Raw genomic sequence first — 25085 nt, 5'->3', positions numbered from 1 at the left:
CCTAGTTCTCCGCGACCGGCGGAAGCTCTGTCAGCTCTGGTGTCACCATGCCGCCGGGTCGGGCGCGTACCATGCCTTCGACAACGATGGTTTCCGAGCCGTCCAGCCCTGAGCGGATGACCCGGTAGCCATCAACCTTGGGTCCGATATCGACCTCGCGCGGGATCACGTTACCTTCGCCATCCACCGTCATCACCAGACGGCGGTTCTGGTCAGCCAAGATTGCCTGATCGGGCACCAGAATGCCTTCGTAGGGGAGTGATCCAGGCACGTTGATCCGACCAAAAAGGCCTGGTGTCAGAATGTCATCCGGGTTCTCAAGCACAGCCCGCACTCGCATTGTACCGGTTTCCCGATCAATTCTGTTTTCGGAGAAGTCGAGTATGCCAACCTGTGGTGGAATGCTTTCATCAGAGAGCTTGACGGTCACTTCCAGTCCGCCGCCACCCTCCTGCAAGGGCACACCACGGGCCCGGGCATCGCGCGCGTAGGAAAGAAAATAACGTTCATCAATGTCGAAATAGAAGTAGACTGGGTCACTGGACACAATCGACGTCAACACGGTTTCATTGGCTGTTACCAGATTGCCTGGATTGACAAGCCTTCGGTCGATGCGGCCAGAAATCGGGGCACGGATTTCAGTGAATTCCAGTTCGATCTTCGCCAATTCTTCGGTGGCGCGAGCCTGTTCAAGCGCGCCGCTGGCCGCCAAAAAAGCATCGCGCCGCTGATCGACGGCACTTTGCGAGATGTTGCCGTTGGTCACCAAAGCTTCGGCACGTTCCAACTGTTCCTTGGCGAAGTCAAAGGTGGATTGCGCCACATTAATTTGCGCCAAAGCCTGACGCATGGCGGTTTCGAATGTGCGCTGTTCAATCGTGAAAAGCAGATCACCGCGCTCAACAAGCCGACCATCGACGAAATGCACCTCACTCAGATAGCCAGAGACCCGCGCGCGCAATTCGATTTCTGATTTGGCTTCGAATCGTCCGACGAATTCGTCATTTTCGATGATTTCTTTCACTACCGGCTTTGCGACGGTGACCGGAGGTGGGCCTTGCTGCGCCTGTGCTGGCACGCTGAAGACGGATAGAATCAGGACAAAGCCTAAGAGTTGGAGGTTTTTCATGCGGCTATCCTGTAAGTTGTTTGGTTCCGACCGCTGTCCGTGCGCAAAGTGAGGCGGACGCGGTGACGCTTAACAAACTCTATGCGCGTTAGACTGCGAATGGCAACACCACTCTGACACGCCGCGAAGCATGCTCAAGGGTGTGGTTGTTTTTTGGGCAATTACTATTATTGCAAAGCGAATTGGGCCCTCTGGAAGCCTAGGAATTGATCCAGTTGGTCACATATTTTTTTGCCTCGTGACACGCGTCGTGCGCGGTAAATCCCTTTGCACGAAAACACGCGATTGCCGTGGCAAGAGTGCATCCCGTGCCGCGCTTCTCGATCTGGATGCGTAGGGATGAGAATTGGTGGATGCCGTCGCTGTCGCATAGTATGTCTGTGCATTGGGAATGGTCAGAGTGGCCACCTTTTATCAACACCGACTGCGCACCGGTTATCTGACGACAGAGCTTTGCTTGTTCGACAACGCTATTGAGGCACTGGGCGACAGGCGTATTGGTCAATATGGAAGCTTCGTGCAAGTTCGGTGTCAACACATCTGTCTTTCTGAACAGTTTGTTGGGAAATGGACCCGAAAAGAGAGCACTGCCAGAGCTGGTTTTCAGAACCGGATCAACAACAATCGGGATATCGTACTGGGCAAGCACCTTGGTCACTGCTTCGGCGGCGACAGACGAGCCAAGCATGCCGATTTTCACGGCATTGGGGCTGTTGGTTTGAAATGCCGCAGCGATCTGAGCCGTGATTGTCGCAGGCGGTATGGGGTAAATTTCATGTAAAGCGCAGTCAGATTGTGCGGTAACAGACGTGATGATCGGTTTGATCCACAGACCCAAATCCTGCGCTACAGCAGTATCGCGCGTCAAACCTGCGCCACCACTGCTATCGGTTCCCGCGATGACAAGAAGACAGGTCATCTGTGGTTGCGGTCCGCAAGAAGTGCCATATCCCGAAAGCCGCGGGAATGTAGCTGCAATGCTGCGCGCCAGGCGCGAAGACCACTTGAACAGCAAAGAACCACTCGACCATCGCTTTCAGGATCAAAACTGATGAGATCCTGCTGTGATTTACGGATGGCGTTGGGGGTGATCAAGACAGGCGTTTCAGCAGTGCTTCTGAGATCGAAGATCTGATCCTGTGGCGTCAGGTCCTTATGGGCGAGAAAAGGAAAGTAACTTTCTGGTTCTGGCGCGCTGTGGAATGTAAAGCTGCTTGATTGCCAGGTTGCGGCGTCGACCGTCACGACACGGCCCAGTGGGGATGGATCATGCCCGATCAAAACCTGTAGCGCCATCTGTGCCTGGACCGTGCCAATTAAGCCGACAACCGGACCCATAACACCATTGCTTGCACAACTGATTTCGCTTGGAGGAAGATCTGGGAAGACCGCGCGGAGGGAAGGTGCAGAGCCACAATATCCGCCAACATATCCTGCTTGACCCACGACGCTGGCGGAAATCAACGGCTTGGCCTCTCTCAGACAAATATCAGAAAGCGTGTAAGACGCTGCGAAACTATCTGCCGCATCGATCACCAGATCGGCGCTTCTGATCACGTCGGGTGCGTTTGCCGGGTCAATAGATTGAACATGGGCATGCAGAACCAAATCCGGATTTGTGGCCAACAAGTGTGTGCGGGCGGCAATCGCCTTGGGTCGGCCCAAATCTGCCATACGATATAGCACCTGACGGTGCAGATTGGTTTCCTCAACAATATCCGGATCGAAGAGCGTAATCTGACCGACACCGGCGGAAGCGAGATAACTGAGAACCGCGCACCCAAGCCCGCCTGCGCCCACCACCAAAATATGCGCTTCATTCAGCCTGGATTGTCCTTTAATCCCAATCCCCGGCAGGATCATCTGGCGTGCATAACGTTTCATGTCTTGCAAGCCTTGATCCATTCACGTGTACGCGCCTCGGGGTTAGCGGCGGCTTGTATGTCGGTTACGACAGCCGCGCTGTCAGCGCCTGCGGCGAAGATTCTGGGCAATCGCTCGACCGTCAGACCGCCAATGGCAACCAGAGGTATTTTGCCGATCTTTCTTTTCCAGTTCGTCAGTTTTTCAAGTCCCTGTGGCTTCCATTTCATTTCTTTAAGGCGCGTCGGATAGATCGAACCCAAGGCCACATAATCGGGATCGTGGGACAATGCGCGTTCAAGCTCTGCTTCGTCATGGGTGGAAAATCCAAGGCGAATATCGGCACGGCGCAGCGCAGCAAAATCCGCGCTATCCATATCCTCTTGCCCGAGGTGGACAAAATTGCATTTTAAATCCAGCGCCGTTTGCCAGAAGTCATTGACCACCAATTGTGCACCGTGGACCGCACAGAAATCACGGGCACGAGCGATCTGACGGCGGACCTCTGCTGTAGGCTGACCCTTGATCCTGAGTTGAACCAACCGCACCCCTTGCGGCACGAGCAGTTCCAGTTGCCCGACATGGCTAACGATCAGATAGAACCTCTCCATCAGATCAACTCCGCCATGCCTAGCATTGGTGTTGAAGGAACGGCCATATCTCGCCTCTCCATCGGATCGGCGTCATGCGCGAGCTTGCCGGCCTTGATGGCAAGTGACATGGCTCGCGCCATGCTGACCGGATCACCGGCCTTGGCCACGGCGGTGTTCGTCAATACGGCATCTATGCCCAGCTCCATTGCCCGTGTCGCATCAGAGGGGCAGCCGATGCCAGCGTCGACAATGAGCGGCACATCCGGGAAATGCGCCCGCATCGAACGCAAGGCGTCCGGGTTGCGCAGGCCTTGACCTGAGCCAATTGGTGCGCCCCAGGGCATCAACACTTCGCATCCCGCTTCAAGAAGCCTTTCACCAACGATCAGGTCATCCGTTGTATAAGGGAATACGCTGAAGCCATTTGCGCTTAGTATGCGCGCGGCTTCGACCAACCCGAAAACGTCGGGTTGCAACGTGTCGGCATGACCGATGACTTCGAGTTTTATCCAGTTTGTATCGAAGAGGTCACGTGCCATCATGGCCGTTGTCACGGCTTCCTGAACTGAATGGCAACCCGCGGTATTGGGCAGAATGTGACAGGGCGTGTCGCGCAAAGTATCCCAAAATCCAGCACCGGATCCGTCAGCGGTTTCCCGGCGCAGGCTGACGGTGATAATCTCACTGCCGCTGGCTTTGATCGCCGCTTTGAGGATCGCGGGTGAAGGATACTGTGCTGTTCCGAGCAATAACGCAGAGCCAATGTCTTGTCCGTAAATCTGCATCTCAGCCTCCTTGCATCGGTGACAGCACTTCAAGCCGATCACCTTCTTTCAGAACGACTGCATTGCGCTGGCTGCGGGCGACGAAGGTGCCGTTGATCGCGGTTGCAATCGACGGGCTGGTGACCCCGAGCTCCCTTAGAACTTCGTCAAGTTTTTCGTGCGCGACTTCAAACGGTTTGGCATTCATGAGGATTTTCATTTGGCGTCTCCGGAAGGAGTTGATTGGCAGCCTCGCGCGCCAAAGCAGGCGCAAGCAGAAAGCCGTGGCGATAGAGGCCATTGAGGTGAAGCGTTCCATTTTGCTGGATAAGGCGTGGCAGGTTGTTATCGAAAGCGGGGCGTAGTCCAGCGCCCGTTTCGACCACGGATGCTTCGGCAAATGCGGGGTGCAGGGCATATGCTGCCCCAAGCAATTCCATGAGTGCACGCGCTGTTGGTGGGCGAGTGGAATCACTTTCGACCATCGTCGCGCCAAGCATATAAATACTGTCGCCGCGCGGCACGAGGTAAAGCGGTATGCGGGGGTGCAACAGGCGTACTGTTCTGGTCAACGAAACTGCGGGACAGTGCAAAATCGCCATTTCACCACGAACGGCGCGCAGCCCTGTCAGAGGGGCGGCCATCCCGGTGCAGTCCAGATCAACCTGAGCCGGGGCGGGGGTGCCAAGGCGAATTTCCCCGCCGAGTTCACCTATCGCATCCGCAAGATTGGCCAGCGCCTGACGCGGATTCAGGTGGGATTCTTCGGCAAAGAAAAGCCCCTTGGGAAATCTTCCGGACAAATCAGATTCAAGCTCTGTGATTCCTGCATCCAAAACTTGTGTGTAGCCGCGTGTGCGTCGCGCGAAACGGGCTAATTCACTTCGGTCGCGCGGTGGGGCAAGTACAAGCGTGCCGGTGCGGTTGACCTTAGTAACACGCGCCCACCAATCGGCTGCATTGGCCCCCAATGTGATAACGGTTTCCTCTGCGCTTTCGCGTTCGCACCAAGGTGCTAGCATCCCACCAGCGAAGCGCGCGACGCTATTCGCGCCTATTTTTTCACTGCGCTCGAACAAGGTTACCTTTGCCCCGCGCTGCAACAGCTCAAGGGCGCAGGCGAGGCCAGCCAAGCCAGCCCCGGCAATGGCGATCATTCGCCTGGCTCCTCCACGGGCAGATAGAGTTCACCCCCTTCGCGGAATTTCTCAGCCATTGCTTCCATCCCTTCTTTCTGGGCTTCGGCGCGGATGTCGTGGCTGATCCGCATGGAGCAGAATTTTGGCCCGCACATCGAACAGAAATGCGCGACTTTATGAGCCTCTTTCGGCAACGTCTGGTCGTGGAAGTCTCGTGCCGTATCGGGATCAAGCGAAAGGTTGAACTGATCTTCCCAGCGGAACTCGAACCGGGCGCGCGAAAGGGCATCGTCCCGCCGCTGTGCCCCTGGCAGACCCTTGGCAAGGTCAGCCGCATGCGCGGCAATCTTGTAGGTGATCACGCCGGTTTTTACGTCGTCACGATCAGGCAGGCCAAGATGTTCTTTGGGCGTCACATAACAAAGCATTGCGCAGCCAAACCAACCGATCATCGCCGCCCCGATGCCCGAGGTGATGTGGTCGTACCCCGGTGCGATGTCCGTCGTAAGCGGCCCCAGCGTATAGAAAGGCGCCTCGTGACAGCACTCCAGCTGTTTATCCATGTTTTCCTTGATCTTGTGCATGGCAACGTGCCCGGGTCCTTCGATCATCACCTGGCAATCCCTGGACCATGCAATTTTTGTTAGTTCACCCAAGGTTTCCAGTTCAGCGAACTGCGCTTCGTCATTGGCATCGGCGATAGAGCCTGGCCGCAATCCATCGCCCAGCGAAAAGCTGACATCATAGGCCCGGCAGATGTCGCAGATTTCACTGAAATGCTCGTAGAGGAAGCTTTCCTTATGGTGATGCAAGCACCATTTCGCCATGATCGAGCCGCCTCGCGAAACGATCCCGGTCACCCGGTTAACGGTCATCGGCACCATGTGCAGGCGCACGCCCGCATGAATCGTGAAATAATCGACGCCCTGTTCCGCCTGTTCGATCAACGTATCCCGGAAAACCTCCCAATTCAGGTCTTCGGCGATGCCATTTACTTTTTCCAACGCCTGGTAGATTGGCACCGTTCCGATAGGCACCGACGCGTTGCGAATGATCCATTCGCGGGTGTTGTGGATATTGCGTCCCGTGGAAAGATCCATCACGGTATCCGCGCCCCAACGGGTCGCCCAGATCAATTTGTCGACTTCTTCCTCCATCGACGAGGTTACCGCCGACGTCCCCATGTTCGCGTTGATCTTGACGAGGAAATTGCGACCAATGATCATCGGTTCAATTTCGGGATGATTGATGTTTGCCGGGATAATGGCACGGCCTGCGGCAACTTCGTCGCGCACGAATTCTGGTGTCACGTAATCCGGAATATTTGCCCCCCAATCATTGCCACTGCGTGTTTCCGTGATGGCCTCTCGCATCTGGTTTTCGCGGATCGCAATGAACTCCATTTCGGGTGTAATGATGCCTGAACGGGCATAGGCCAGTTGGGTCACTGCCTCAGGCCCCTTGGCGCGCAATGGGAGGCGTTTCATCGGGAATTCCGGCGTCAGTCGTTGCTCGCTGACAAATCCATTGTCTTCGGGCTTTATGTCACGTCCCTGATATTCTTCGACATCGTCACGGGCTTCGATCCAGTTGCGCCGCATCGGGGGGAGACCTTGGCGAATATCTGTAGCAATTTCGGGATCGGTATAGGGACCAGAGCTGTCATAGACGGGCAATGGCAGTTCTCCAGCCGTGGGATGCACAGAGATTTCGCGCATCGGGACGCGAATATCCGGGTGTCGAGTGCCGTTTACATAGATTTTCCGCGATCCGGGCAAATTACCTGTGGTTATCTTGAGATTTGGGACGTTCATGATGGTGCTCCTCAAGCGAATTACTCAAAAAGACACCAGATGAGTCTCGGCTTGGGAAACATCGAAGGACAACCCCTTCAGCGGACCAAAAACGGATGTCATTAACCCGCATTCGCGCCCTAGCTTCCTACGCCAGTATCAACTGGGTCAGGTTCAAAGGGTCGCGTCACCGGGCAATTGCCCTGTCAGCCTCTCAGTCCCCTAAGCGGGACCCCCCTGCGTAAACTTCGGGTAGATCAAGTCGCGACAGGTGGTCAAGCGGGAAATTCCGACATACTTGGTGGAGTGAGGCTGTTGAATGAACGTAGTCTGGAATGTGATCAATTTTAAGTATTTGATATATTATATAAAAAGTGTCTATAAATTTTGATCTTGATCCGTACAGATTTTTTGAATTTTCTACAAAAAGCTTCGTCAGGGAGTTCGATCAGCGCCCATTCCGGTGGAAATCATTGATAGCGCCAACTCGAACTGCAACCTGTGATTGTGGTCAGTTTTCTGTAGGCTTGCGGCGTGTATTTTTGGTTCGCTTTCCCGACCCGGTGTTCTTCGAAGCCGCAAGTGCCCTTGCTTTGTTCTTTTTGCTTGATTGTTTTCCAACCGGTGGTGGTGGGCCTTTATGACGAGGTTTTCCGGCGCGCACGGGCCTTTCGTCGTCGTTCAATGGTTGGACAGGTTTTTTCCCACCCTGCTTGTGTTTTTCAATGGCCGATGGGTTTTTCCGGGTTTTCGACTTTTCTGATTTTGTCAGCGGTTTGGGTTTTTTAGTGCGAGGGGCCGGTTCGTCATTCCAATCAATAGGCTGAGTTGATGCCGCATTGGCCGGATAAGTTTTCTTCGAATTAGCCTTGCGATGTAGCGTCTTGGCGCCACGATTTGAACGTTCCAAAACGGGTGGTTCGGACAGCTGTTTCAGTGTCGTACCAGCCTCAAGCGTCATTTCCGGGCCGACCGCAGCCAAGAAGGATGGAAGGCGTGTTTTCAATATTTGGACGAACGACTGTTCCTGCTGAATTCGAATTGCGCCGATATCGTCTTTGGTCAGATCGCCGGCCTTGCACAGCAAGGGTAATAGGCGTCGAGGCTCAGCGCCAGCGTCTCGCCCACCAGATATAGAGAACCATGTGCTGGGGCCAAATTCGGCACGCGGAGTTGGTTGTGCGTCAACATCCGACAATTCCTCTGGCGATGAATGGCCCGCACGATAGAGACGTAAATAGGCGGTAGCGAGCTGTTGCGGCGTGAAATTCGACACCAGCTTATCGACGGTTTCGATTTCGGTCTCGGTTGTCATGGCCTGCCAGTTCGAATCCGCCAACATACGATCTTCGTCGCGAGCCTTTACCGCTTCGGCAGAGGGCGCGTTGGTCCAATCCGCCTTCAGCTTGGCCATATTCAGAATACGTTCTGCTTTTTTGCGCGACTTCTTTGTTACGACCAAGGCGCTGACACCTTTGCGCCCGGCGCGCCCCGTGCGCCCAGATCGATGCAGCAGCGTTTCGTGGTTCGATGGCAGTTCTGCATGGATCACCAGATCCAAGTTTGGCAGATCAATGCCGCGGGCGGCGACATCTGTAGCGACGCAAACCCGTGCTCGCCCATCACGCATCGACTGCAATGCATTCGTGCGTTCGGATTGTGACAACTCTCCGGATAGCGCAACAACCTGAAATCCGCGATTGGAAAGTCGGGTTGTTAGTCGATTGACCATCGCGCGCGTATTTCCGAACACAATGGCATTTGGTGCCTCAAAAAACCGCAAAGTGTTGATCACAGCGTTTTCGGTATCACGTTCCGACACCATCATTGCCTGATAGGTGATATCCGCATGTTGCATCTGCTCGGATTTGGCGACAATGCGGATGGCATCCTTTTGGTAGTTTTTCGCAAGCCCTGTAATCGCTTTAGGAACCGTCGCCGAAAATAGTAGTGTCTGACGATCTTGCGGTGCTTCGCCAAGGATAAATTCAAGATCTTCGCGAAACCCGAGATCAAGCATCTCGTCCGCTTCATCCAGAACCACGGCGCGCAGGTTGCTTAGGTTGATCGACCCGCGCATGATGTGGTCGCGCAATCGCCCAGGTGTGGCAACGACGATATGCGCACCGCGCCCTAGGGCGCGACGCTCGTCACGCATATCCATGCCTCCGACGCAGGATGTCACAATAGAACCGGCCTTAGCATAAAGCCAGCTTAGCTCGCGCTTTACCTGCAATGCCAATTCTCTGGTTGGTGCGATCACCAGTGCAAGGGGTGCGTCTGCCGATTGGAACATTTCATCGTCACCCAGCAAGGTCGGCGCAATCGCTAATCCGAATCCAAGTGTTTTGCCCGAGCCCGTCTGGGCAGAAACCAGCAAGTCGAGCCCTTCCATATCGGGATCCAATACAGCTTGCTGCACAGGCGTAAGGGCTGCGTAGCCGCGCTCTTCTAGAGCGTCTTGGAGAGCTTTTTTCACGATGATGGTTCTTTTCTATTCAGGTGCGGCTTGTTGATCTAACACCAAACCCTGCGTCCGCATGCGGTGGCGCAAAGGCATCTGGCAAGCACAAGCGCGCTCCATAGATCATGCTATTGTGAATGTATAGTTTCTGAATGCGGGTAAGACGATTGTTTTCAGTTTTGGAATTGCGGTTTCCCTTGTTTGCTTTGTACTTTCGGTTGTGCAGATATAACGAACCGTACAAGCATCGACCTAGGCGATCGTGTGGTAAGGCAGCGCTTGGGTTGTCGGGAAAACCGCTCCTGCTTTACGAAATCGGCGCAGATTGCGATGTCATACGATGCGAGTTGACAATCGAACACACCGTTCCTCTCGGGAGTTACATCATGCAGAATTTCGGACCATTTTCCCTAGCAGGACAGCATGCGTTGGTGACGGGCAGCACCAGCGGTCTGGGGTTTGAGATTGCACGCCTTTTTGCCGAGGCAGGGGCAACGGTTTGGGTGAATGGGAGAACTTTCGACACTGTGCAGGCCACGGTTGAACGCATTGCAGAAGAGGGGGGCGAGGCGAGGGCATTAGCCTTTGACGTCGCCAATGAAAATGAGATTGAGGCAGCATTCAATAAGATCGAGGCGACCGGTGGCGGGTTAGATATATTGGTCAATAACGTGGGCCAGCGCGACCGTCGCGCATTTGTTGATTTCAACCGTGAGGATGTGCGGAACCTTCTGGACGTAGATCTTGTCGCGCCATTTCTTTTGGCGCAGCGCGCTTCAGGGACAATGATTTCTAAAAATTCTAAGGGTCGTATCGTCAATATCGCATCCATCGCTGGCCTGATCGCGCAATCGGGCGACGCGGCTTACACGACAGCCAAGGCCGGTCTTGTCGGGCTTACGCGCGCCTTGGCGGCCGAGCTTGGACCAATGGGCATCAACGTGAATGCCGTGGCGCCTGGTTTTTTCAAGACAGAACCGAACCGGAAGGCCGCGTCAGATCCCGCGATTGCAGACCGGCTGGCGCTGAGTACGTCGCTGGGGCGTTGGGGTGAACCGGCAGAGTTGGCGCCGGCCGTGCTCTTCCTTGCCTCTCCTGCGGCATCCTATGTCACGGGCCAGGTACTGGCTGTCGATGGCGGATATGTCTCTCATTACTGAAACCCGTTGCAATGATGTCGATCAGGCAATTTCATCGGTCGCGCAGCTTTGTTCAGACGTTATGTTGGCTGGTAAGTAGCAGGGATTTCTGGGTGCCTGTGATGCCTGGAGTTGAAAGTCCGGCAACTCCAACATCTTCCCGTTTACTTTTCGACTTGGCTTGCGCGGGCATAGTGCTATCGTCACACCTGTTCTTGAATTGTCGAGGGGCCGCTATATGGCGTGCGTCGAGCCTGTCATCTTTGACGGTCACAACGATGTTTTGTCCAAGCTTTTTCGTGCGGGTGGCGTAGGCCAGGCGCGCAGTTTCATCGAGGGCCGCGATGGTGCCATCGATCTGCCCAAGGCGCAAAAGGGTGGTTTTGCAGGCGGTTTCTTTGCCGTTTATGTCCCGTCGCCGACTGATCTGGACGACAAATATGAAGAGATGACAAAGGCATCCTATGACCTGCCTTTGCCCGCGCCCATCGAACTTAAAGAGGCTCTGCTAGTCGCGCTTGCCCAATCCGCGATTCTGTATGAGCTTGAGCGGCTTGGCGCTTTGACCATCTGTCGCACCGTGGCTGATATCCGCAAGGCAATCGACATGGGCAAGATCGCCGCGATTTTTCACATCGAGGGGGGCGAGGCGATTGACCCCGATCTGCATGCGCTTGATGTTCTTTATGCGGCCGGGCTGCGCTCCATCGGGCCGGTCTGGAGCCGCGACACCGACTTTGGTTATGGCGTTCCGTTCCGCTTTCCGTCGACGCCGGATATCGGCGATGGCTTGACTGATCTTGGTGTCCGGTTTGTGCGCCGCTGCGGTGAACTTGGCATCATGCTGGACCTGTCGCATCTGAACGAGGCAGGCTTCTGGGATGTGGCCCGCCACTCCGAAAAGCCATTGGCGGCGACGCATTCCAATGCTCACGCGCTCTGCCCGCATTCGCGAAACCTGACCGACGATCAGTTGCGCGCGATTGCCGAAAGCGACGGCATGGTCGGTCTGAACTTTGCGGTCGCGTTCCTGCGCGAAGACGGCCGGATGCTGGCGGATGTCCCGCTGACACAGGTTATCAGGCATCTCGATCACCTGATGACCTTGCTGGGCGAGGATCGTGTTGGGCTGGGCTCCGATTATGACGGGGCGGTTGTCCCCGAAGACCTGACCACAGTGGCGGGTCTGCCGAAACTGAGACAGGCAATGACAGAGCACGGATATGATGAACCCCTCATCAGGAAACTGTGCCACGAAAACTGGCTGCGAGTGCTGGAAAAGACCTGGGGGTCCTGACGCATCAGCGGGCTGGAATTGAATTAACAAGAGGAGAGGAAAAAAGATGAATGTCCTGACCAAATTATTGACCGGCGCGGCCCTTGGGCTTGCGGTCGCGGTTACGGCGGTGCCAATGGCGCAGGCCGAAACGCCCCCCAACATGCTGGTGATTGCCAACAGGATCGACGACATCACCACGCTGGATCCGGCGGAAAGCTTTGAATTCGCGGGCTCTGACGTCAGCCGCAATGTCTATATGAAACTGGTGAATTTCGATCCTGCCGATCTTGAGGCGGGCTACCAGCCCGAGATTGCCGAAAGCTGGACGGTCAGCGATGATGGCAAGTCGATCACCTTTACCATCCGCGAGGGGCTGAAATTCCATTCGGGCAACCCGATCACGGCGGCGGATGTGGAATTTTCGCTGCGCCGCGCGGTTATCCTGAACAAGACACCTGCGTTCATCCTGACCCAGTTTGGATTTAACGAGGAGAATGTGGGCGACACGATCAAGATCGATGGCAACACGGTCACGATCACCACCGACAAGCCCTATGCGCTCTCTTTCGTCCTGAACTGCCTGACCTCGACCATTGGCGGTATCGTCGACATGCAGACTGTCATGGCCAACGAGGCCGATGGCGACATGGGCAACACCTGGCTCAAGACCAACACCGCAGGGTCGGGCGCCTATTCTCTGGTCAGCTGGAAGCCCAATGAAAGTGTGACGCTGCAATCGAACCCTGACTATTATCTGGGTGCGCCCGCGATGGAGCGCGTGATCGTACGGCATGTCGCGGAAAGCGCCAGCCAGCGCTTGCTGCTGGAGCGTGGCGACATCGATGTGGCCCGTAACCTCAACCCCGAGGACATTGCCGGTGCGCGCGAGGCAGAGGGTGTCAAGATCTATGACGAATTGCGTGGCCGCCTGATGTATCTTTCGTTCAATCAGAAACACCCCGAGCTTTCCAAGCCCGAGGTGCGGCAGGCGATGAAATATCTGGTGGATTACGAGGGGATGCAAAACAGTTTCCTCAACGGGCAATATGTCACGCATCAGAATTTCCTGCCCAAGACCTTTCTTGGTGCGGTGGATGAAAATCCGTTCAGCATGAACGTCGAAAAAGCCAAGGAATTGCTGGCCGCGGCAGGTTTTCCCGAGGGGATCGAGCTTGAGGCCGGTGTACGCGAAGCACAGGAGCGTATTGAGATCGCCCAGACCTTCCAGAACGCGCTGGCGCAGGTTGGTATCAAGCTGAATATCACCGTGGGCACTGCCAAGCAGATCCTAGCCCGGTACCGGTCGCGTGAACTGGATGTCTATGTCGGCGCCTGGGGCCCGGATTATCCTGATCCGCACACCAACGCGGGCACGTTCACCTATAACCCCGATAATTCCGACGCGGCGCAAGCCACTGGTCTGCTGGCCTGGCGGAACTCCTGGGATACCGGTGGGCTGACCGAGAAAACCGCCGCTGCCGTGGTCGAGAATGATCGGGACAAGCGCGCGGCTATGTATGCTGACATTCAGGCCCAGTTCCGCGAAACTTCGCCCTTCGTGGTGATGTTCCAGAAGATCGAACAGGCCGCGATGCGCGACAATGTCCAGAACCTCAACCTGGGTGGTGCGACCACGGCCGTATCCTACTGGCCGGTCACAAAGTAGATGGCTCTGGCCGAAAGCAAACGCGAAGGGCGCAAGCGCGCGTCCTTCGCACCTTTCCTGAAGACAGCGGGCAGCAGCCTGCTTTCCGTTGCGGTCACGATGTTGGGCCTTTTGCTGGTGACCTTCATCATCGGGCGGGTCATGCCGATCGACCCGGTTCTCGCCATCGTCGGGGAACGGGCGTCAAAGGAAACCTACGATGCGGTCTACGAACAGCTTGGGCTGGACCGGCCTATAATCGTGCAGTTCTTCTATTACATAAGCGATGTCGTGCGGGGCGATTTCGGCATGTCGCTGCTGAATGCGCGACCCGTGTCCGAGGATATTGCCCGCGTCTTTCCGGCCACACTGGAACTGGCCACGCTGGGCACGATCTTTGGTGTTTTGGTTGGCGTTCCCCTGGGCGTGATTGCCGGGGTGCGGCGCGGTTCCTGGATCGACCAGATTGCTCGTGTCGTCGCTCTTGTAGGCTATTCGATGCCGATCTTCTGGCTGGGCCTCATGGGGCTTTTGATCTTTTATGGCATCCTGGGCTGGGTCGGCGGGCCGGGCCGCCTTGATATTTTCTATCAGGATATCGTGCCAACCCGCACCGGCATGATCCTGATAGACAGTGCCATTTCGGGACATTGGGATGTGTTCCGCAATGCTTTCAGCCATCTGATCCTGCCCGCTTCGCTGCTGGGATATTATTCGATGGCTTATATCAGCCGCATGACGCGCTCGTTCATTCTGGAACAGATGAGTGCCGAATACATCATCACCGCCCGGGTCAAGGGCATGTCCGAGCGCGCTGTGATCTGGCGTCATGCCTTTCGCAACATTAGGGTGCAACTGATCACGGTGATTGCGCTTAGCTATGCCAATCTGCTTGAAGGCTCCGTCCTGACCGAGATCATCTTTTCTTGGCCCGGTATCGGCAGCTATATCACCACGGCGCTGCTGAGCGCCGATATGAACGCCGTTCTGGGCGGGACCGTGGTTGTCGGACTGATCTTCATCTGCCTCAACATCCTGTCGGACCTTCTCTACCGCATCTTTGATCCGAGGTCGAAATGAGCGACGTGACACTCCGTGAATGGCTTTTGTCGGATGCGCCAACCTCGCGCCGGCAGGCCCGTTTTGCCAGCCTTTACAAGGGGTGGCTGAACTTCCGGTCAAACACCATGGCGATGTTTGGCCTCGGCATTCTTGTCTTTCTGTTGTTCATTGCCTTCTGCGCGCCACTGGTAGCGCCGCATGATCCATTCGCGCAGGATCTGGCGAATAGGCTGCAACCCCTTGGTACGGAAGGTCACGTACTGGGCACAGACAGTCTGGGCCGCGATATCCTCAGCCGTCTGATCTATGGTAGCCGCATCACGCTTTATATCGTTACGCTTGTGGCGCTGATCGCGCCGATTGCCGGGCTGCTGGTCGGCACCGTGTCGGGGTATATGGGGGGATGGGCTGATGTCGTGCTGATGCGGATCACCGACATTTTTCTGGCTTTCCCACGACTGGTACTGGCGCTGGCATTCGTTGCGGCCCTGGGGGCAGGGATCGAAAACGCGGTGCTGGCCATTTCGCTGACCGCGTGGCCGCCTTACGCACGGATCGCCCGGGCTGAGACACTGACCATACGGTCATCCGACTATATCAGTGCGGTTCGCCTGCAAGGGGCAGGGGCCATTCGGATCATCACCAAACATATCTGGCCGCTTTGCATCTCGTCGCTGATCGTACGGGTGACGCTGGATATGGCCGGTATTATCCTTGCCGCTGCTGGACTGGGGTTCCTGGGCCTTGGCGCGCAACCGCCCAGCCCGGAATGGGGGGCGATGATATCGGGGGGACGCCGCTTTATCCTTGATCACTGGTGGGTCGCCACGGTGCCGGGGCTGGCGATTTTCACCGTTTCCCTCGCCTTCAACCTGCTGGGCGACGGGTTGCGCGATGTGCTTGATCCGAAGGGCAGCAACCAATGACCCTGCTTGATGTCAGCGACCTCTGGGTCAAGTTCCCCACCCGCCAGGGGCTTTTCGAAGCGGTGCGCGGTGTGTCCTTTTCGCTGGGCCGCGAGCGGTTGGGCATCGTCGGCGAAAGCGGCTCGGGCAAGTCAATGACCGGTCGCGCCATTCTGCGGCTAATACGCCCGCCCGGCATCGTTGAGGCGGATCATATCACCCTTGAAGGCCGCAACCTGCTGGACCTGACCGAAAAGGAAATGCGCGACATCCGCGGCGAGAAGATTTCGATGGTCATGCAGGACCCGAAGTTTTCACTCAACCCGGTCATGCGCATCGGCGATCAGATCATGGAAGCCTATCTGGTGCATAATCGCGTCTCCAGGGCTGAGGCCTGGAAGAAGTCGGTCGAAATGCTGACCGATGTTTCCATTCGCGATCCCGAACGGGTGATGCGCGCCTATCCGCACGAAATGTCGGGTGGTATGGGGCAACGGATCATGATCGCCATGATGCTGATCCCCAATCCACAGATACTGATCGCGGATGAGCCCACATCGGCGCTGGATGTCACGGTTCAGCGGCAGGTGCTGGACATCATGGACAAGCTGGTGAAAGACCGCGGCATGGGGCTGATCTTCATCAGCCATGACCTCAACCTCGTCGCCGAATTCTGCGACCGGGTATTGATCATGTATGCCGGGCGCATTGTCGAAACCTGCTCCGCGAACAAACTGCACGAAGCCACGCACCCCTATACCCGGGGGTTGCTGAATTCGCTGCCGCGTTTCGACCAACCCCGGAAACATCTTGATGTGCTGAAACGGGATCCGTCCTGGGCCGATGCACCAAGCGAGAAGGGCCACGCATGAGCATGATTGCGGTCAACGGCTTGGACGTCTGGTATGGTGACGGTCGTGACCTCGTCCATGCAGTGCGGAACGCCTCGTTCATGGTGGCGCCGGGTGAAAGCTTTGGGCTTGTGGGCGAAAGCGGCTCGGGAAAATCGACAATCCTCAGGGCGATCACTGGTCTGGCGCAAAACTGGTCGGGCATAATCGAGATCGAGGGCCAGCCACTGTCGCCCCGGAAACGCGATCGCGAGTTCTATAAGCGCGTGCAGATGGTGTTCCAGGATCCCTACGCTTCGCTTCATCCCCGCCATACCGTCGACCAGGTGCTAAGCGAGGCCCTCAATCTGAGCGGCTTCAAGGGGATAGACCGGCGTGTCAGTCAGTTGCTGGATGATGTCGGTCTTGGCGGCAAATTTCGCTTCCGCTATCCCCATCAGCTTTCGGGTGGACAACGTCAGCGCGTGGCAATTGCCCGCGCATTGGCTGGCGAGCCGGACATTCTGTTGCTGGACGAACCAACCTCGGCTCTGGACGTGTCGGTTCAAGCGGAAATCCTGAACCTTCTCACCGATCTGCGCGAAGAGCACAAGCTGACATATCTCATGGTATCTCATGACTTGCCCGTGATCAGCCATATGTGCGACCGCCTTGCAGTGATGAAAGATGGTGAAATCGTGGAAACTTTGACCGTTACTGCTTTGCGTAATATGCAAGCGCAGCATCCCTATTCTAGGTCCCTGCTTGAGGCTTCAGTCGTTTGAAAGCAGCTTGTTGGCGTAAATGAACGTTTGTGCCTTCGCTTTTTTCGGCTCTGCGGATTACACGCCAAACATTCTCAACCATGCATCAGAATAGTCAAACCGCTGTCTGGGTCGCTATGCATGCTTTTCCAGTTGAAAAGGAATTTGACACGTCGTCAGATCGAGCGCTGTCAATTGAAGGCTGTCAAAGGCGTGCGGGTATTCTAGTTATTCTGGCCCCCAAGGCGTTCAACCTCTCGTCAATTCGCTCATACCCGCGTTCAATCTGTTGGGCGTTATTGATGACCGAAGAGCCCTTGGCGCTCATTGCTGCGATCAACATCGCCATACCCGCCCGAATGTCTGGACTTTCCAAGCGCGATGCACGCAGTCTGGTTGGACCGGAAATAACTGCACGATGTGGGTCACAGAGCACGATCCGCGCGCCCATCGCGATCAACTTGTCTACAAAAAACATTCGAGATTCGTACATTTTCTCGAACATAAGAACCATGCCGTCGCATTGCGTCGCCGTCACAATCGCGATCGACATCGTATCGGCGGGAAAGGCGGGCCAGGGTTGGTCTTCGATTTTCGGAACGTGGCCGCCGAAATCGGGTACCACCGTTTTTTCTTGCCCTCGTGGTACGACAAGATCGTCACCGTCGATCATGCACCGCACACCAAGCTTGTCGAAACCCATAAGTGTCGAACGAAGATGTTCAACACCTGCATTGGTTATCCGCAGTTCAGAATCTGTGACTGCGGCGAGACCGATCAGAGATCCAACCTCAATGTAATCGGTACCGATCCGATGTTTTGCCGACGTCAAACTGCGCCCCCCATGTATCGTCATGCAGTTCGTGCCAATGCCTTCGATCTCTGCGCCCATCGCGATCAGGAAGCGTGCCAGATCCTGAACATGAGGTTCCGAAGCACAATTCCTGAGTATGGTCGTGCCTTCAGCCGCCACCGCCGCGCTGAGCGCATTTTCAGTTGCAGTAACCGAGGGTTCATCCATGAACACATCTGCGCCAACCAAACGCTTTGAGCGGAATGAATACGAACCATCTACCGAAATATCCGCACCCAATTGCTGCAACGCGAGGAAGTGCGTATCAAGCCGACGTCGGCCAATAACATCGCCCCCTGGCGGAGGAAGCGTGACCTCGCCGCAACGGGCAAGCATTGGACCTGCAAGAAGTATGGAGGCCCGAATCCGGCCACATAGATCGGGATCGAGATCTGCTGGCCGTACGTCCCGCGCCTGAATACGAAGCTCATTCCTGCCTACCCATTCCGTTTCGGCACCAACGGATGCAATTAATTCGACCAAAGCTTCGACGTCCCGGATTCTTGGAACGTTGGACAGCGTGACAGGATGCTTGTTTAAAAGCGCCGCCGCAATAATTGGGAGGGCGGCGTTCTTGTTGCCGGAAGGCTCGATGCTGCCGGAAAGCTGATGACCTCCTTCCACAATATATTCGATGCGTTCACTTGCCCTTGGCGCTGCCATGCCTCTTTCCTTTTCATTTTTATTGGCGGAAACCTTAACGGTGTTTCTGACTGTGGCAAGAAGAAGGAGCACAGGGAGATGTAAGGGCAATTGGTTTCGATTGGACGAGTGTGGCAAACGCCCATCTCGGTCTGAGCGACAAGCCCATACCGAATGCGGCGGCGAAGGACATGTTCTCAATAGCAACAAATTGCCGGCTAACAGTCGGCAGCATATCGACCAAATTCTCTGGGGGTGTAAGTCTTCTAGGCGGACTCTATTGGTTTAAAGACCAATCATATTCAGAATCGGAAATTCCACCGATTTGCAAAAGCTTTTCTACCTTATTCGCCGGTGCATGTTGTGCAATATGCTTGATAACGCCCTCTTCGGAATTTCCAAAATCATATGCGAACCACTGAAAGATTGATGACACCGTTACGATGTCACCCTCGATCTTAAAACCACGCGGATGGCTCAGATACTCCTCTGCGAGTTGGTCCAGCAAGTCGTCGACATTGGTTGCGGTAAATGCGCGACGATGCAGGTTAGGGCACCCCACAGATGCGCAATTGATCGCGTAGTGAATACGTGGATCTTGCCAGATTGGCCGGAGAATTTCGTGTTCGATTGCATTCAGAGAAATGGATTCCGCTTCAATCTCGACCAACTCTTCGTCCCAAGGGCCGCGGTTCAAAATTCCGCCAAGACGTATGTTTCGGATCGACGATACTGGGTAGTGGTCGAGAACGACTTTGATGGTCAAGGCATTGTAGAGATTGATCCAATACGCAAGTTGAACCGGTCTTGCGCGCTCGGTTATTTCAATTTGAGTAAGGTTATCAATATAGGTTTCCAGCCTGGTCTTGTCGGTGTCAGTTACGCTGCTATAGGCGAATTTGTTATATCCATTGCCGTCGGGGCGGACATATTTTTGTAGGAACTTATCCCAGGCACTGTGGTTGATTGGGTGTTTGTTTTCGGGATCATGGTATTCCCAGTGCTCCCAAGCCTCCGGTGCGCTGGAGGACCAACGGCCAAGCAGACCCGCAGGCAAAATAGATAGTGTGAGCGCGAGAAAGAGCAGGCGGCGCAGCATGGAATATCCCTGAACAGGTGTTTGCCTTGGTTTCGGTTTTAATGACCTTGTGTCAGCTTGATCGCAAAACAAATCTTCTGCACAGAAATGTGAAACAATGTTCCGTTCCAAGCGAATGCGGTTGGGCCTAGCTTGTGATCCAGCTTCATCAGTTCAAAGTCAGGATCATAATGTCTCTACGCATCCTATCGAAATCCAGCGCGCTTTTAGCAGCAATGTTGATTGCAAATAGCAGCGCCGCTGCAGAGAAGAATTCTAACAATGGTCTGTTCGGCTTCAAAGGCGCACAGGCCACTGTGACCGAGCGTGCCAATTCACGGAACCGGGGCGTCGCAAAAAACTCGCAAATTCTTCAAGAAACCAAAAAGAAGAAGAAAAAGAAATCCAAGAAAAAGCGGAAGAGGAACTCTCGGCGCGGAAGCTATAATTGAGGCTCGGTTGGCTGCCGAAGTGAATATGGATGAAATTTGACCTCGGCAAAATTCCGACCTTGGCAGCATGGTGGTGTCTTGGCTTTTTTCTACTTTCGTCGTCGTTAGCATTGCGGGCCGCAGCGCCTTATTTTGCATACGAGGTTGCGTTGGAAGAAATGCCGATCGTAGTCTTCGTGTCGCTTTACATCTTTGTAGCCGCGGCTGTCACCTTCTCGCTTCCGGTTTTGATCCGTAATATGACGGAGCCTGCAACCCGGCACGTGCTTATCCTGATTTTGCTTGTAGGCGCTGCTGCACGACTGGTGCAATTGGGCACGCCAGCCTTGCTGGAGGATGACTATAATCGCTATCTCTGGGACGGTGCAGTCGTGGTGGCAGGGAACTCTCCTTTTGAGTATTCGCCCCTTGATATAGCGGATGGCAGCGCTGGATCGGCTGATGTTCGGGCGTTGGCCCAGCGGGCCGGTCAAATTCTAGAGCGGGTGAATTATCCGGAATATCGAACCGTCTACCCACCCGTTGCACAGGCGGTCTTTGCGATTTCGCATGTCGTGGCACCATTTGATCTTGATGGTTGGCGGATCATGCTTTTTTTGCTTGAATTGGGATGCCTGATTTTCATCTATGCCATTTTGGTGACGCTTGGGCGATCCCCATTGTGGCTGGCCCTATATTGGTGGAACCCTCTGGTGATCAAAGAAATCGCCAATTCTGCCCATATGGAGCCGGTCGTGATGCTGCCGGTACTTGCAGCCGGTCTTTTGATGATAAAAGGGCACGGTGTCTGGGCATCGGTTTTTTTGACAGTTTCCGCCGGGGTGAAAGTCTGGCCTTTGCTAATGGTCGCAGCGGTCTGGCGGCAATTTATTGAAAAGCGCCATATATTTATCCTTGCTGTATCACTTACGGTGTTCTTGCTGGTTCTGATCTTCTGGCCTGTGGTCGCCTCAAAACTCGATACGAGTTCGGGCTTCGTTGCCTTTGCTCAGAACTGGAAGGCGTCATCCGCGGCATTTTTGGTAAGCGATTGGCTGCTTGGGTTTGTCGTCCCGGACCATGAAAACGCGCCTATGCTAAGCCAAATGTTCCTCGGCTTCTTGTTATTGGCGATTGTTGTCGCGATCTGTATTCGGCGTGCCAAGGATACATTTATGGCCTTCAAACGGATGTTTCTGATCTGTGCGGCCCTTTACCTTCTCTCCCCGTCGCAAACCCCCTGGTACTTTATTTGGATTGCACCCTTCCTGTGTTTTTTCCCCGTGCGTGGATTGCTTTTGGCGGGTGTCACCTTGCCGCTGCATTACCTCTATTTTCACTTGGCGCCGCACGGTCAGGAAATGCTCTATCGATATGGTGTTGTATGGGCGATTTGGGCTCCTGTCTGGGCCTTGATTGTGTTTGATGTAGCGCGTCCTGGCGCCATGCTGGGTCGTCCGAGAGGGGCGGTCTGATGCGAAATACCGCGCGGATTGGGTTGGTCATCCCAACATTGAACGAAGCAGACGCAATTGGTCTTGTGCTGGCGGAAGTGCCTGATTGGGTCGATCAAATTGTCGTTGCAGATAATGGATCTACAGATCGCACAGTTGATGTAGCGCAACGATTGGGCGCGAAGACGGTTGTCGCTTCCCGGCTGGGATATGGTGCCGCATGTCTTTCCGGCATCGCGGCCCTGACAGATTGTGATGTCATCGTCTTTCTCGACGGTGATTACAGCGACTATCCGCAGCAGATGTACCGTTTGGTTGACCCGATTACGACTGATGGCGTGCAATTGGTTATCGGGTCGCGCAGGCTCGGGCGGTGTGAACGCGGATCACTCACTTTGCCGCAGCGATTTGGCAATTGGCTGGCATGCTGGCTGATATGGCAGTTTTGGTCAGTACAATATACCGATCTGGGGCCGTTTCGTGCGATTGATGCCAATGCGTTGCGGCAAATCGGCATGAAGGATCAGGCTTTCGGTTGGACCGTTGAGATGCAACTGCGCGCAATTCAAGAAAAGCTGACGGTTCGTGAAGTGCCCGTCGATTACCGGGCGCGCATAGGGGTTTCCAAGATTTCGGGAACCATTCGCGGCACTGTTCTGGCGGGTCACGCGATTATTGGAACCATCATCAGAACCGCCGTGAGTGACTGGCGCGCGCCCAAAAGATGGTTGCAGAAACCATAGTCTAGTTTTGCCACGCATGGACGAATGCAATATCACGCGAAGCGTTTTGCCCCGGCCACGCAGACCACCACAAAGATTGTGACACCTATCATGGATGGTGCAATGGGTTCCGCCAATAGCATTGCAGCAAGTATTAAGCCAAAAAACGGTTGCAAGAGTTGAAGTTGACCGACGCCTGCAGTTCCACCCAAAGCCAGGCCTCGGTACCAGAACACAAAACCCACGAGCATGGAGAAGACTGAAACATATCCAAGGCTGAGCCACACTGAGATCTTCAGCCCAGCGAGTGTTTCCGGGCGCGTCACGGTCGCAAAAACCGCCATCAGCGGGAAGGCCAGAATCAACGCCCAGCAGATAACCTGCCAGCCGCCCAACCTGCGCGATAAAACTGCGCCTTCCGCATAGCCCAATCCGCACGCGACGACTGCAGCCACCATGAACATATCACCTATCAGTGATGCTTCCGCACTTTGGGTGAGCGCGAAACCGACGACGGCGCTGCTGCCCAAGACCGAAAACACCCAAAACAAAAGTCTCGGGCAATCGCCCCCGCGCAACACGCCGAAAGCGGCTGTGGCCAAAGGTAAAAGGCCGATAAAGACAATCGAATGCGCTGCGGTGATGTGTTGCAATGCCAGGGCAGTCAAAAGCGGAAATCCGACGACCACTCCTAAAGCCACAATGCCGAGTGATCTCAAATCCCTTCGCGAAGGTCTTTTTTGTTTGAAGAGGGTTAGTAAAACAAGCGCCAGTGCAGCCGCTATTACGGCCCGTACTGATGTCAGGAAGAACGGTTCCAACCCACCGACAGCTACGCGTGTGGCTGGCAGCGATCCGCTGAAAATCAATACACCAAGCAGCCCGCTGCCCCAGCCCGAAAATGAAGAATTCATGACAGCAATATCCCTTTTCGGGTTTTGTAGCTTGTGCGGGATGGCAAGGGCAGACACAAAGCCGTACGATATGTCCAAACTGTACTCCTCAAGAAGCCCATACAAAGGATGTCTGAGATGGCCAAAGCGATCCGGCGAAACCTCGTGATGGACCATATCAACCGTCGCATACAGTCGCGCGCCCTTGGGGCGGGCGATAAGCTCCCATCAGTTCGCGGTCTAGCCTCAACGCTGAACCTGTCCCCGTCGACCGTGGTTGAAGCCTATGATGTGTTGGCCGCAGAAGGCACCATTTTTGCACGGCGCGGATCGGGATTTTTTGTGGCAAACCGCGTCCAGCCTTTCGCGGTTTCTCAGACCGGTCCGCAGCTTGAGCGAGAAGTGGACCCGCTTTGGGTTGCGCGGCAATCGATCGATGCCGGAGACGAAGTGTCAAAACCTGGGTGCGGATGGTTGCCTACCGATTGGATGCCCGTCGATTCACTGCGCCGAGCCATGCGCCGTGCGACGCGCTCTGGGAGCTCTGTGCTGACGGACTACGGCAGCGCCCAGGGGCAAGTCGATCTGCGCCGTTATGTTGCACGCAAACTTCACGATCAAGGTGTTGGTGTTGATCCAGGCAATGTGTTGCTGACCAATTCCGGGTCACAGGCATTGGACTTGATTTGCAGGTTTTTGTTGCAGCCCGGGGATACAGTGCTGGTTGATGACCCCTGCTATTTCAACTTTCAAGCCCTGCTGAGGGCCCACCAGATCACCATCGCCAGTAATCCTTACACGCCAAACGGGCCTGATCTGCGACAGTTTGAAAGCGTATTGAAGGAGCAAAGACCACGACTTTATCTGACCAACTCGGCGCTGCAAAATCCGACAGGGGCAACAATTACGGCGGCGACGGCTCACCGTATCCTTTCGTTGGCAGAGGCCTATGATCTGCTGATCGTTGAAGATGAAATCTTTTCGGAGTTCGAACCAGATCACTCGCCGCGTTTGGCTGCGCTTGATGGCCATGACCGTGTGTTATCAATCGGCAGTTTTTCGAAAACGCTATCGGCATCGCTCCGCTGCGGCTATGTCGCAGCTCGCCCGGATTGGATTGCGGCGCTGACTGACCTCCAAGTTGCGACGAACTTCGGCGGCCCAAGCCCGATGTTGACGGAATTGCTACATACGGCCCTGACCGATGGCAGCTATCGCAAGCATATGGAGGCGCTAAGGGGTCGGCTAGACCGTGCACGTATTGATGCAGAGGGTGAATTGGGTTCATTGGGGATAAAGCCGTGGGTGAAGCCCAGGGGTGGCTTTTACCTTTGGTGCGAACTTCCCAATCAGATTGACGCGGCAACATTGGCCCGGTCAGCGCTGGCGAAAGGGATAGTTTTTGCACCTGGTAATGTGTTTAGTCCTTCACAAAAAATGCAATCCTTCATGCGCTTCAACGCCAGTCAGATGAATGGTTCTGCGTCCTTGGATGTTCTTCGTCAGCAATTGACTTTGGCTAGATTGACCGACTGATTTTCTTGATCTCGAAACAGCATAATCGTTTGTCGTTCGGGTTTCTTAAAAGGCTTCTGATTCTGCTTGCTTCCCAAGCCCTAGAAGCGGGTGAAAAGAACTGAGTT

23 protein-coding genes and 1 riboswitch are annotated in these 25085 nt (G+C 55.1%); of the genes, 11 read left to right on the top strand and 12 right to left on the bottom strand.

The window, feature by feature from the left end; all coding sequences use genetic code 11:
• Position 1 precedes the first annotated feature (1 nt).
• The 9 genes from Q1B27_RS15695 to Q1B27_RS15655 all read right to left on the bottom strand — a co-directional run bounded on the left by Q1B27_RS15695 (position 2) and on the right by Q1B27_RS15655 (position 9760).
• Positions 2-1129, bottom strand: coding sequence for an efflux RND transporter periplasmic adaptor subunit (locus tag Q1B27_RS15695; RefSeq protein ID WP_299848773.1), 1128 nt, complete (start codon positions 1127-1129; stop codon positions 2-4).
• 199 nt (positions 1130-1328) lie between these two features.
• On the bottom strand, positions 1329-2048 hold the full coding sequence (locus tag Q1B27_RS15690; protein WP_299848772.1) for a hydroxymethylpyrimidine/phosphomethylpyrimidine kinase: 720 nt from the start codon (positions 2046-2048) through the stop codon (positions 1329-1331).
• Entirely contained in the window at positions 2045-3013 is a 969-nt protein-coding gene (locus tag Q1B27_RS15685; protein ID WP_299848771.1) for a HesA/MoeB/ThiF family protein, read from the bottom strand. The genes Q1B27_RS15690 and Q1B27_RS15685 overlap by 4 nt, the downstream gene beginning before the upstream one ends.
• The gene (locus Q1B27_RS15680; protein WP_299848770.1) at positions 3010-3603 is read right to left on the bottom strand and encodes a thiamine phosphate synthase; all 594 of its coding nucleotides are present in this window, start codon (positions 3601-3603) and stop codon (positions 3010-3012) included. The genes Q1B27_RS15685 and Q1B27_RS15680 overlap by 4 nt, the downstream gene beginning before the upstream one ends.
• The gene (locus Q1B27_RS15675) at positions 3603-4370 is read right to left on the bottom strand and encodes a thiazole synthase (protein WP_299848769.1); all 768 of its coding nucleotides are present in this window, start codon (positions 4368-4370) and stop codon (positions 3603-3605) included. Before Q1B27_RS15675 ends, Q1B27_RS15680 begins: the two co-directional genes overlap by 1 nt.
• A 1-nt stretch (position 4371) precedes the next feature.
• Complete coding sequence (thiS, locus tag Q1B27_RS15670; protein WP_367181355.1) at positions 4372-4557, bottom strand: sulfur carrier protein ThiS; 186 nt, start codon at positions 4555-4557, stop codon at positions 4372-4374.
• Positions 4538-5506, bottom strand: a complete 969-nt coding sequence (locus tag Q1B27_RS15665) for an FAD-dependent oxidoreductase (RefSeq protein WP_299848767.1) — start codon at positions 5504-5506, stop codon at positions 4538-4540. The genes thiS and Q1B27_RS15665 overlap by 20 nt, the downstream gene beginning before the upstream one ends.
• On the bottom strand, positions 5503-7302 hold the full coding sequence (gene thiC / locus Q1B27_RS15660; RefSeq protein ID WP_299848766.1) for a phosphomethylpyrimidine synthase ThiC: 1800 nt from the start codon (positions 7300-7302) through the stop codon (positions 5503-5505). Before thiC ends, Q1B27_RS15665 begins: the two co-directional genes overlap by 4 nt.
• A gap of 107 nt (positions 7303-7409) precedes the next feature.
• Positions 7410-7530: riboswitch (TPP riboswitch) on the bottom strand.
• Positions 7531-7792: 262 nt separating this feature from the next.
• Positions 7793-9760, bottom strand: a complete 1968-nt coding sequence (locus Q1B27_RS15655; RefSeq protein ID WP_299848765.1) for a DEAD/DEAH box helicase — start codon at positions 9758-9760, stop codon at positions 7793-7795.
• A gap of 371 nt (positions 9761-10131) precedes the next feature.
• Between Q1B27_RS15655 and Q1B27_RS15650 the strand changes: the two genes are divergently transcribed.
• The 7 genes from Q1B27_RS15650 to Q1B27_RS15620 all read left to right on the top strand — a co-directional run bounded on the left by Q1B27_RS15650 (position 10132) and on the right by Q1B27_RS15620 (position 17390).
• On the top strand, positions 10132-10905 hold the full coding sequence (locus tag Q1B27_RS15650) for an SDR family oxidoreductase (RefSeq protein ID WP_299848764.1): 774 nt from the start codon (positions 10132-10134) through the stop codon (positions 10903-10905).
• 217 nt (positions 10906-11122) lie between these two features.
• Complete coding sequence (locus Q1B27_RS15645; protein WP_299848763.1) at positions 11123-12181, top strand: dipeptidase; 1059 nt, start codon at positions 11123-11125, stop codon at positions 12179-12181.
• Positions 12182-12227: 46 nt separating this feature from the next.
• On the top strand, positions 12228-13829 hold the full coding sequence (locus Q1B27_RS15640) for an ABC transporter substrate-binding protein (RefSeq protein WP_299848762.1): 1602 nt from the start codon (positions 12228-12230) through the stop codon (positions 13827-13829).
• Positions 13830-14888, top strand: a complete 1059-nt coding sequence (locus Q1B27_RS15635) for an ABC transporter permease (RefSeq protein ID WP_299848761.1) — start codon at positions 13830-13832, stop codon at positions 14886-14888.
• The gene (locus Q1B27_RS15630) at positions 14885-15796 is read left to right on the top strand and encodes an ABC transporter permease (protein WP_299848760.1); all 912 of its coding nucleotides are present in this window, start codon (positions 14885-14887) and stop codon (positions 15794-15796) included. The genes Q1B27_RS15635 and Q1B27_RS15630 overlap by 4 nt, the downstream gene beginning before the upstream one ends.
• Positions 15793-16647 carry an ABC transporter ATP-binding protein gene (locus tag Q1B27_RS15625; protein WP_299848759.1) on the top strand — a complete coding sequence of 285 codons (855 nt, stop codon included), beginning with the start codon at positions 15793-15795 and terminating at the stop codon, positions 16645-16647. Before Q1B27_RS15630 ends, Q1B27_RS15625 begins: the two co-directional genes overlap by 4 nt.
• Positions 16644-17390: an ABC transporter ATP-binding protein gene (locus tag Q1B27_RS15620; RefSeq protein WP_299848758.1), complete on the top strand. Its 747-nt coding sequence runs from the start codon at positions 16644-16646 to the stop codon at positions 17388-17390. Before Q1B27_RS15625 ends, Q1B27_RS15620 begins: the two co-directional genes overlap by 4 nt.
• A gap of 184 nt (positions 17391-17574) precedes the next feature.
• Here Q1B27_RS15620 and murA read toward each other — a convergent pair whose 3' ends face one another.
• Both murA and Q1B27_RS15610 read right to left on the bottom strand, forming a co-directional pair.
• Entirely contained in the window at positions 17575-18885 is a 1311-nt protein-coding gene (murA, locus tag Q1B27_RS15615) for a UDP-N-acetylglucosamine 1-carboxyvinyltransferase (protein WP_299848757.1), read from the bottom strand.
• Between the two features lie 256 nt (positions 18886-19141).
• On the bottom strand, positions 19142-19963 hold the full coding sequence (locus Q1B27_RS15610) for a DUF547 domain-containing protein (protein ID WP_299848756.1): 822 nt from the start codon (positions 19961-19963) through the stop codon (positions 19142-19144).
• A 170-nt stretch (positions 19964-20133) separates the two neighbouring features.
• Here Q1B27_RS15610 and Q1B27_RS15605 point away from each other — a divergent pair, with 170 nt between their 5' ends.
• Genes Q1B27_RS15605 through Q1B27_RS15595 form a run of 3 tightly spaced genes read left to right on the top strand, consistent with a single transcriptional unit; the run spans position 20134 to position 22570 of the window.
• Positions 20134-20394 (top strand): hypothetical protein, encoded by a 261-nt coding sequence (locus Q1B27_RS15605; RefSeq protein WP_299848755.1) that lies wholly within the window; start codon positions 20134-20136, stop codon positions 20392-20394.
• A 29-nt stretch (positions 20395-20423) separates the two neighbouring features.
• On the top strand, positions 20424-21848 hold the full coding sequence (locus tag Q1B27_RS15600) for a hypothetical protein (RefSeq protein WP_299848754.1): 1425 nt from the start codon (positions 20424-20426) through the stop codon (positions 21846-21848).
• Positions 21848-22570 (top strand): glycosyltransferase family 2 protein, encoded by a 723-nt coding sequence (locus Q1B27_RS15595; protein ID WP_299848753.1) that lies wholly within the window; start codon positions 21848-21850, stop codon positions 22568-22570. The genes Q1B27_RS15600 and Q1B27_RS15595 overlap by 1 nt, the downstream gene beginning before the upstream one ends.
• A 32-nt stretch (positions 22571-22602) precedes the next feature.
• Here Q1B27_RS15595 and Q1B27_RS15590 read toward each other — a convergent pair whose 3' ends face one another.
• The gene (locus tag Q1B27_RS15590; protein ID WP_299848752.1) at positions 22603-23619 is read right to left on the bottom strand and encodes a DMT family transporter; all 1017 of its coding nucleotides are present in this window, start codon (positions 23617-23619) and stop codon (positions 22603-22605) included.
• Between Q1B27_RS15590 and Q1B27_RS15585 the strand changes: the two genes are divergently transcribed.
• Positions 23581-24978 carry a PLP-dependent aminotransferase family protein gene (locus tag Q1B27_RS15585; protein WP_299848751.1) on the top strand — a complete coding sequence of 466 codons (1398 nt, stop codon included), beginning with the start codon at positions 23581-23583 and terminating at the stop codon, positions 24976-24978. The two genes, Q1B27_RS15590 and Q1B27_RS15585, sit on opposite strands and share 39 nt — an antisense overlap.
• Positions 24979-25085 lie beyond the last annotated feature (107 nt).

Origin of the sequence: uncultured Roseovarius sp. (assembly GCF_947489715.1) — a bacterium.
Classification (GTDB): domain Bacteria; phylum Pseudomonadota; class Alphaproteobacteria; order Rhodobacterales; family Rhodobacteraceae; genus Roseovarius.
This window is presented reverse-complemented; position numbering and strand designations above follow the sequence as displayed.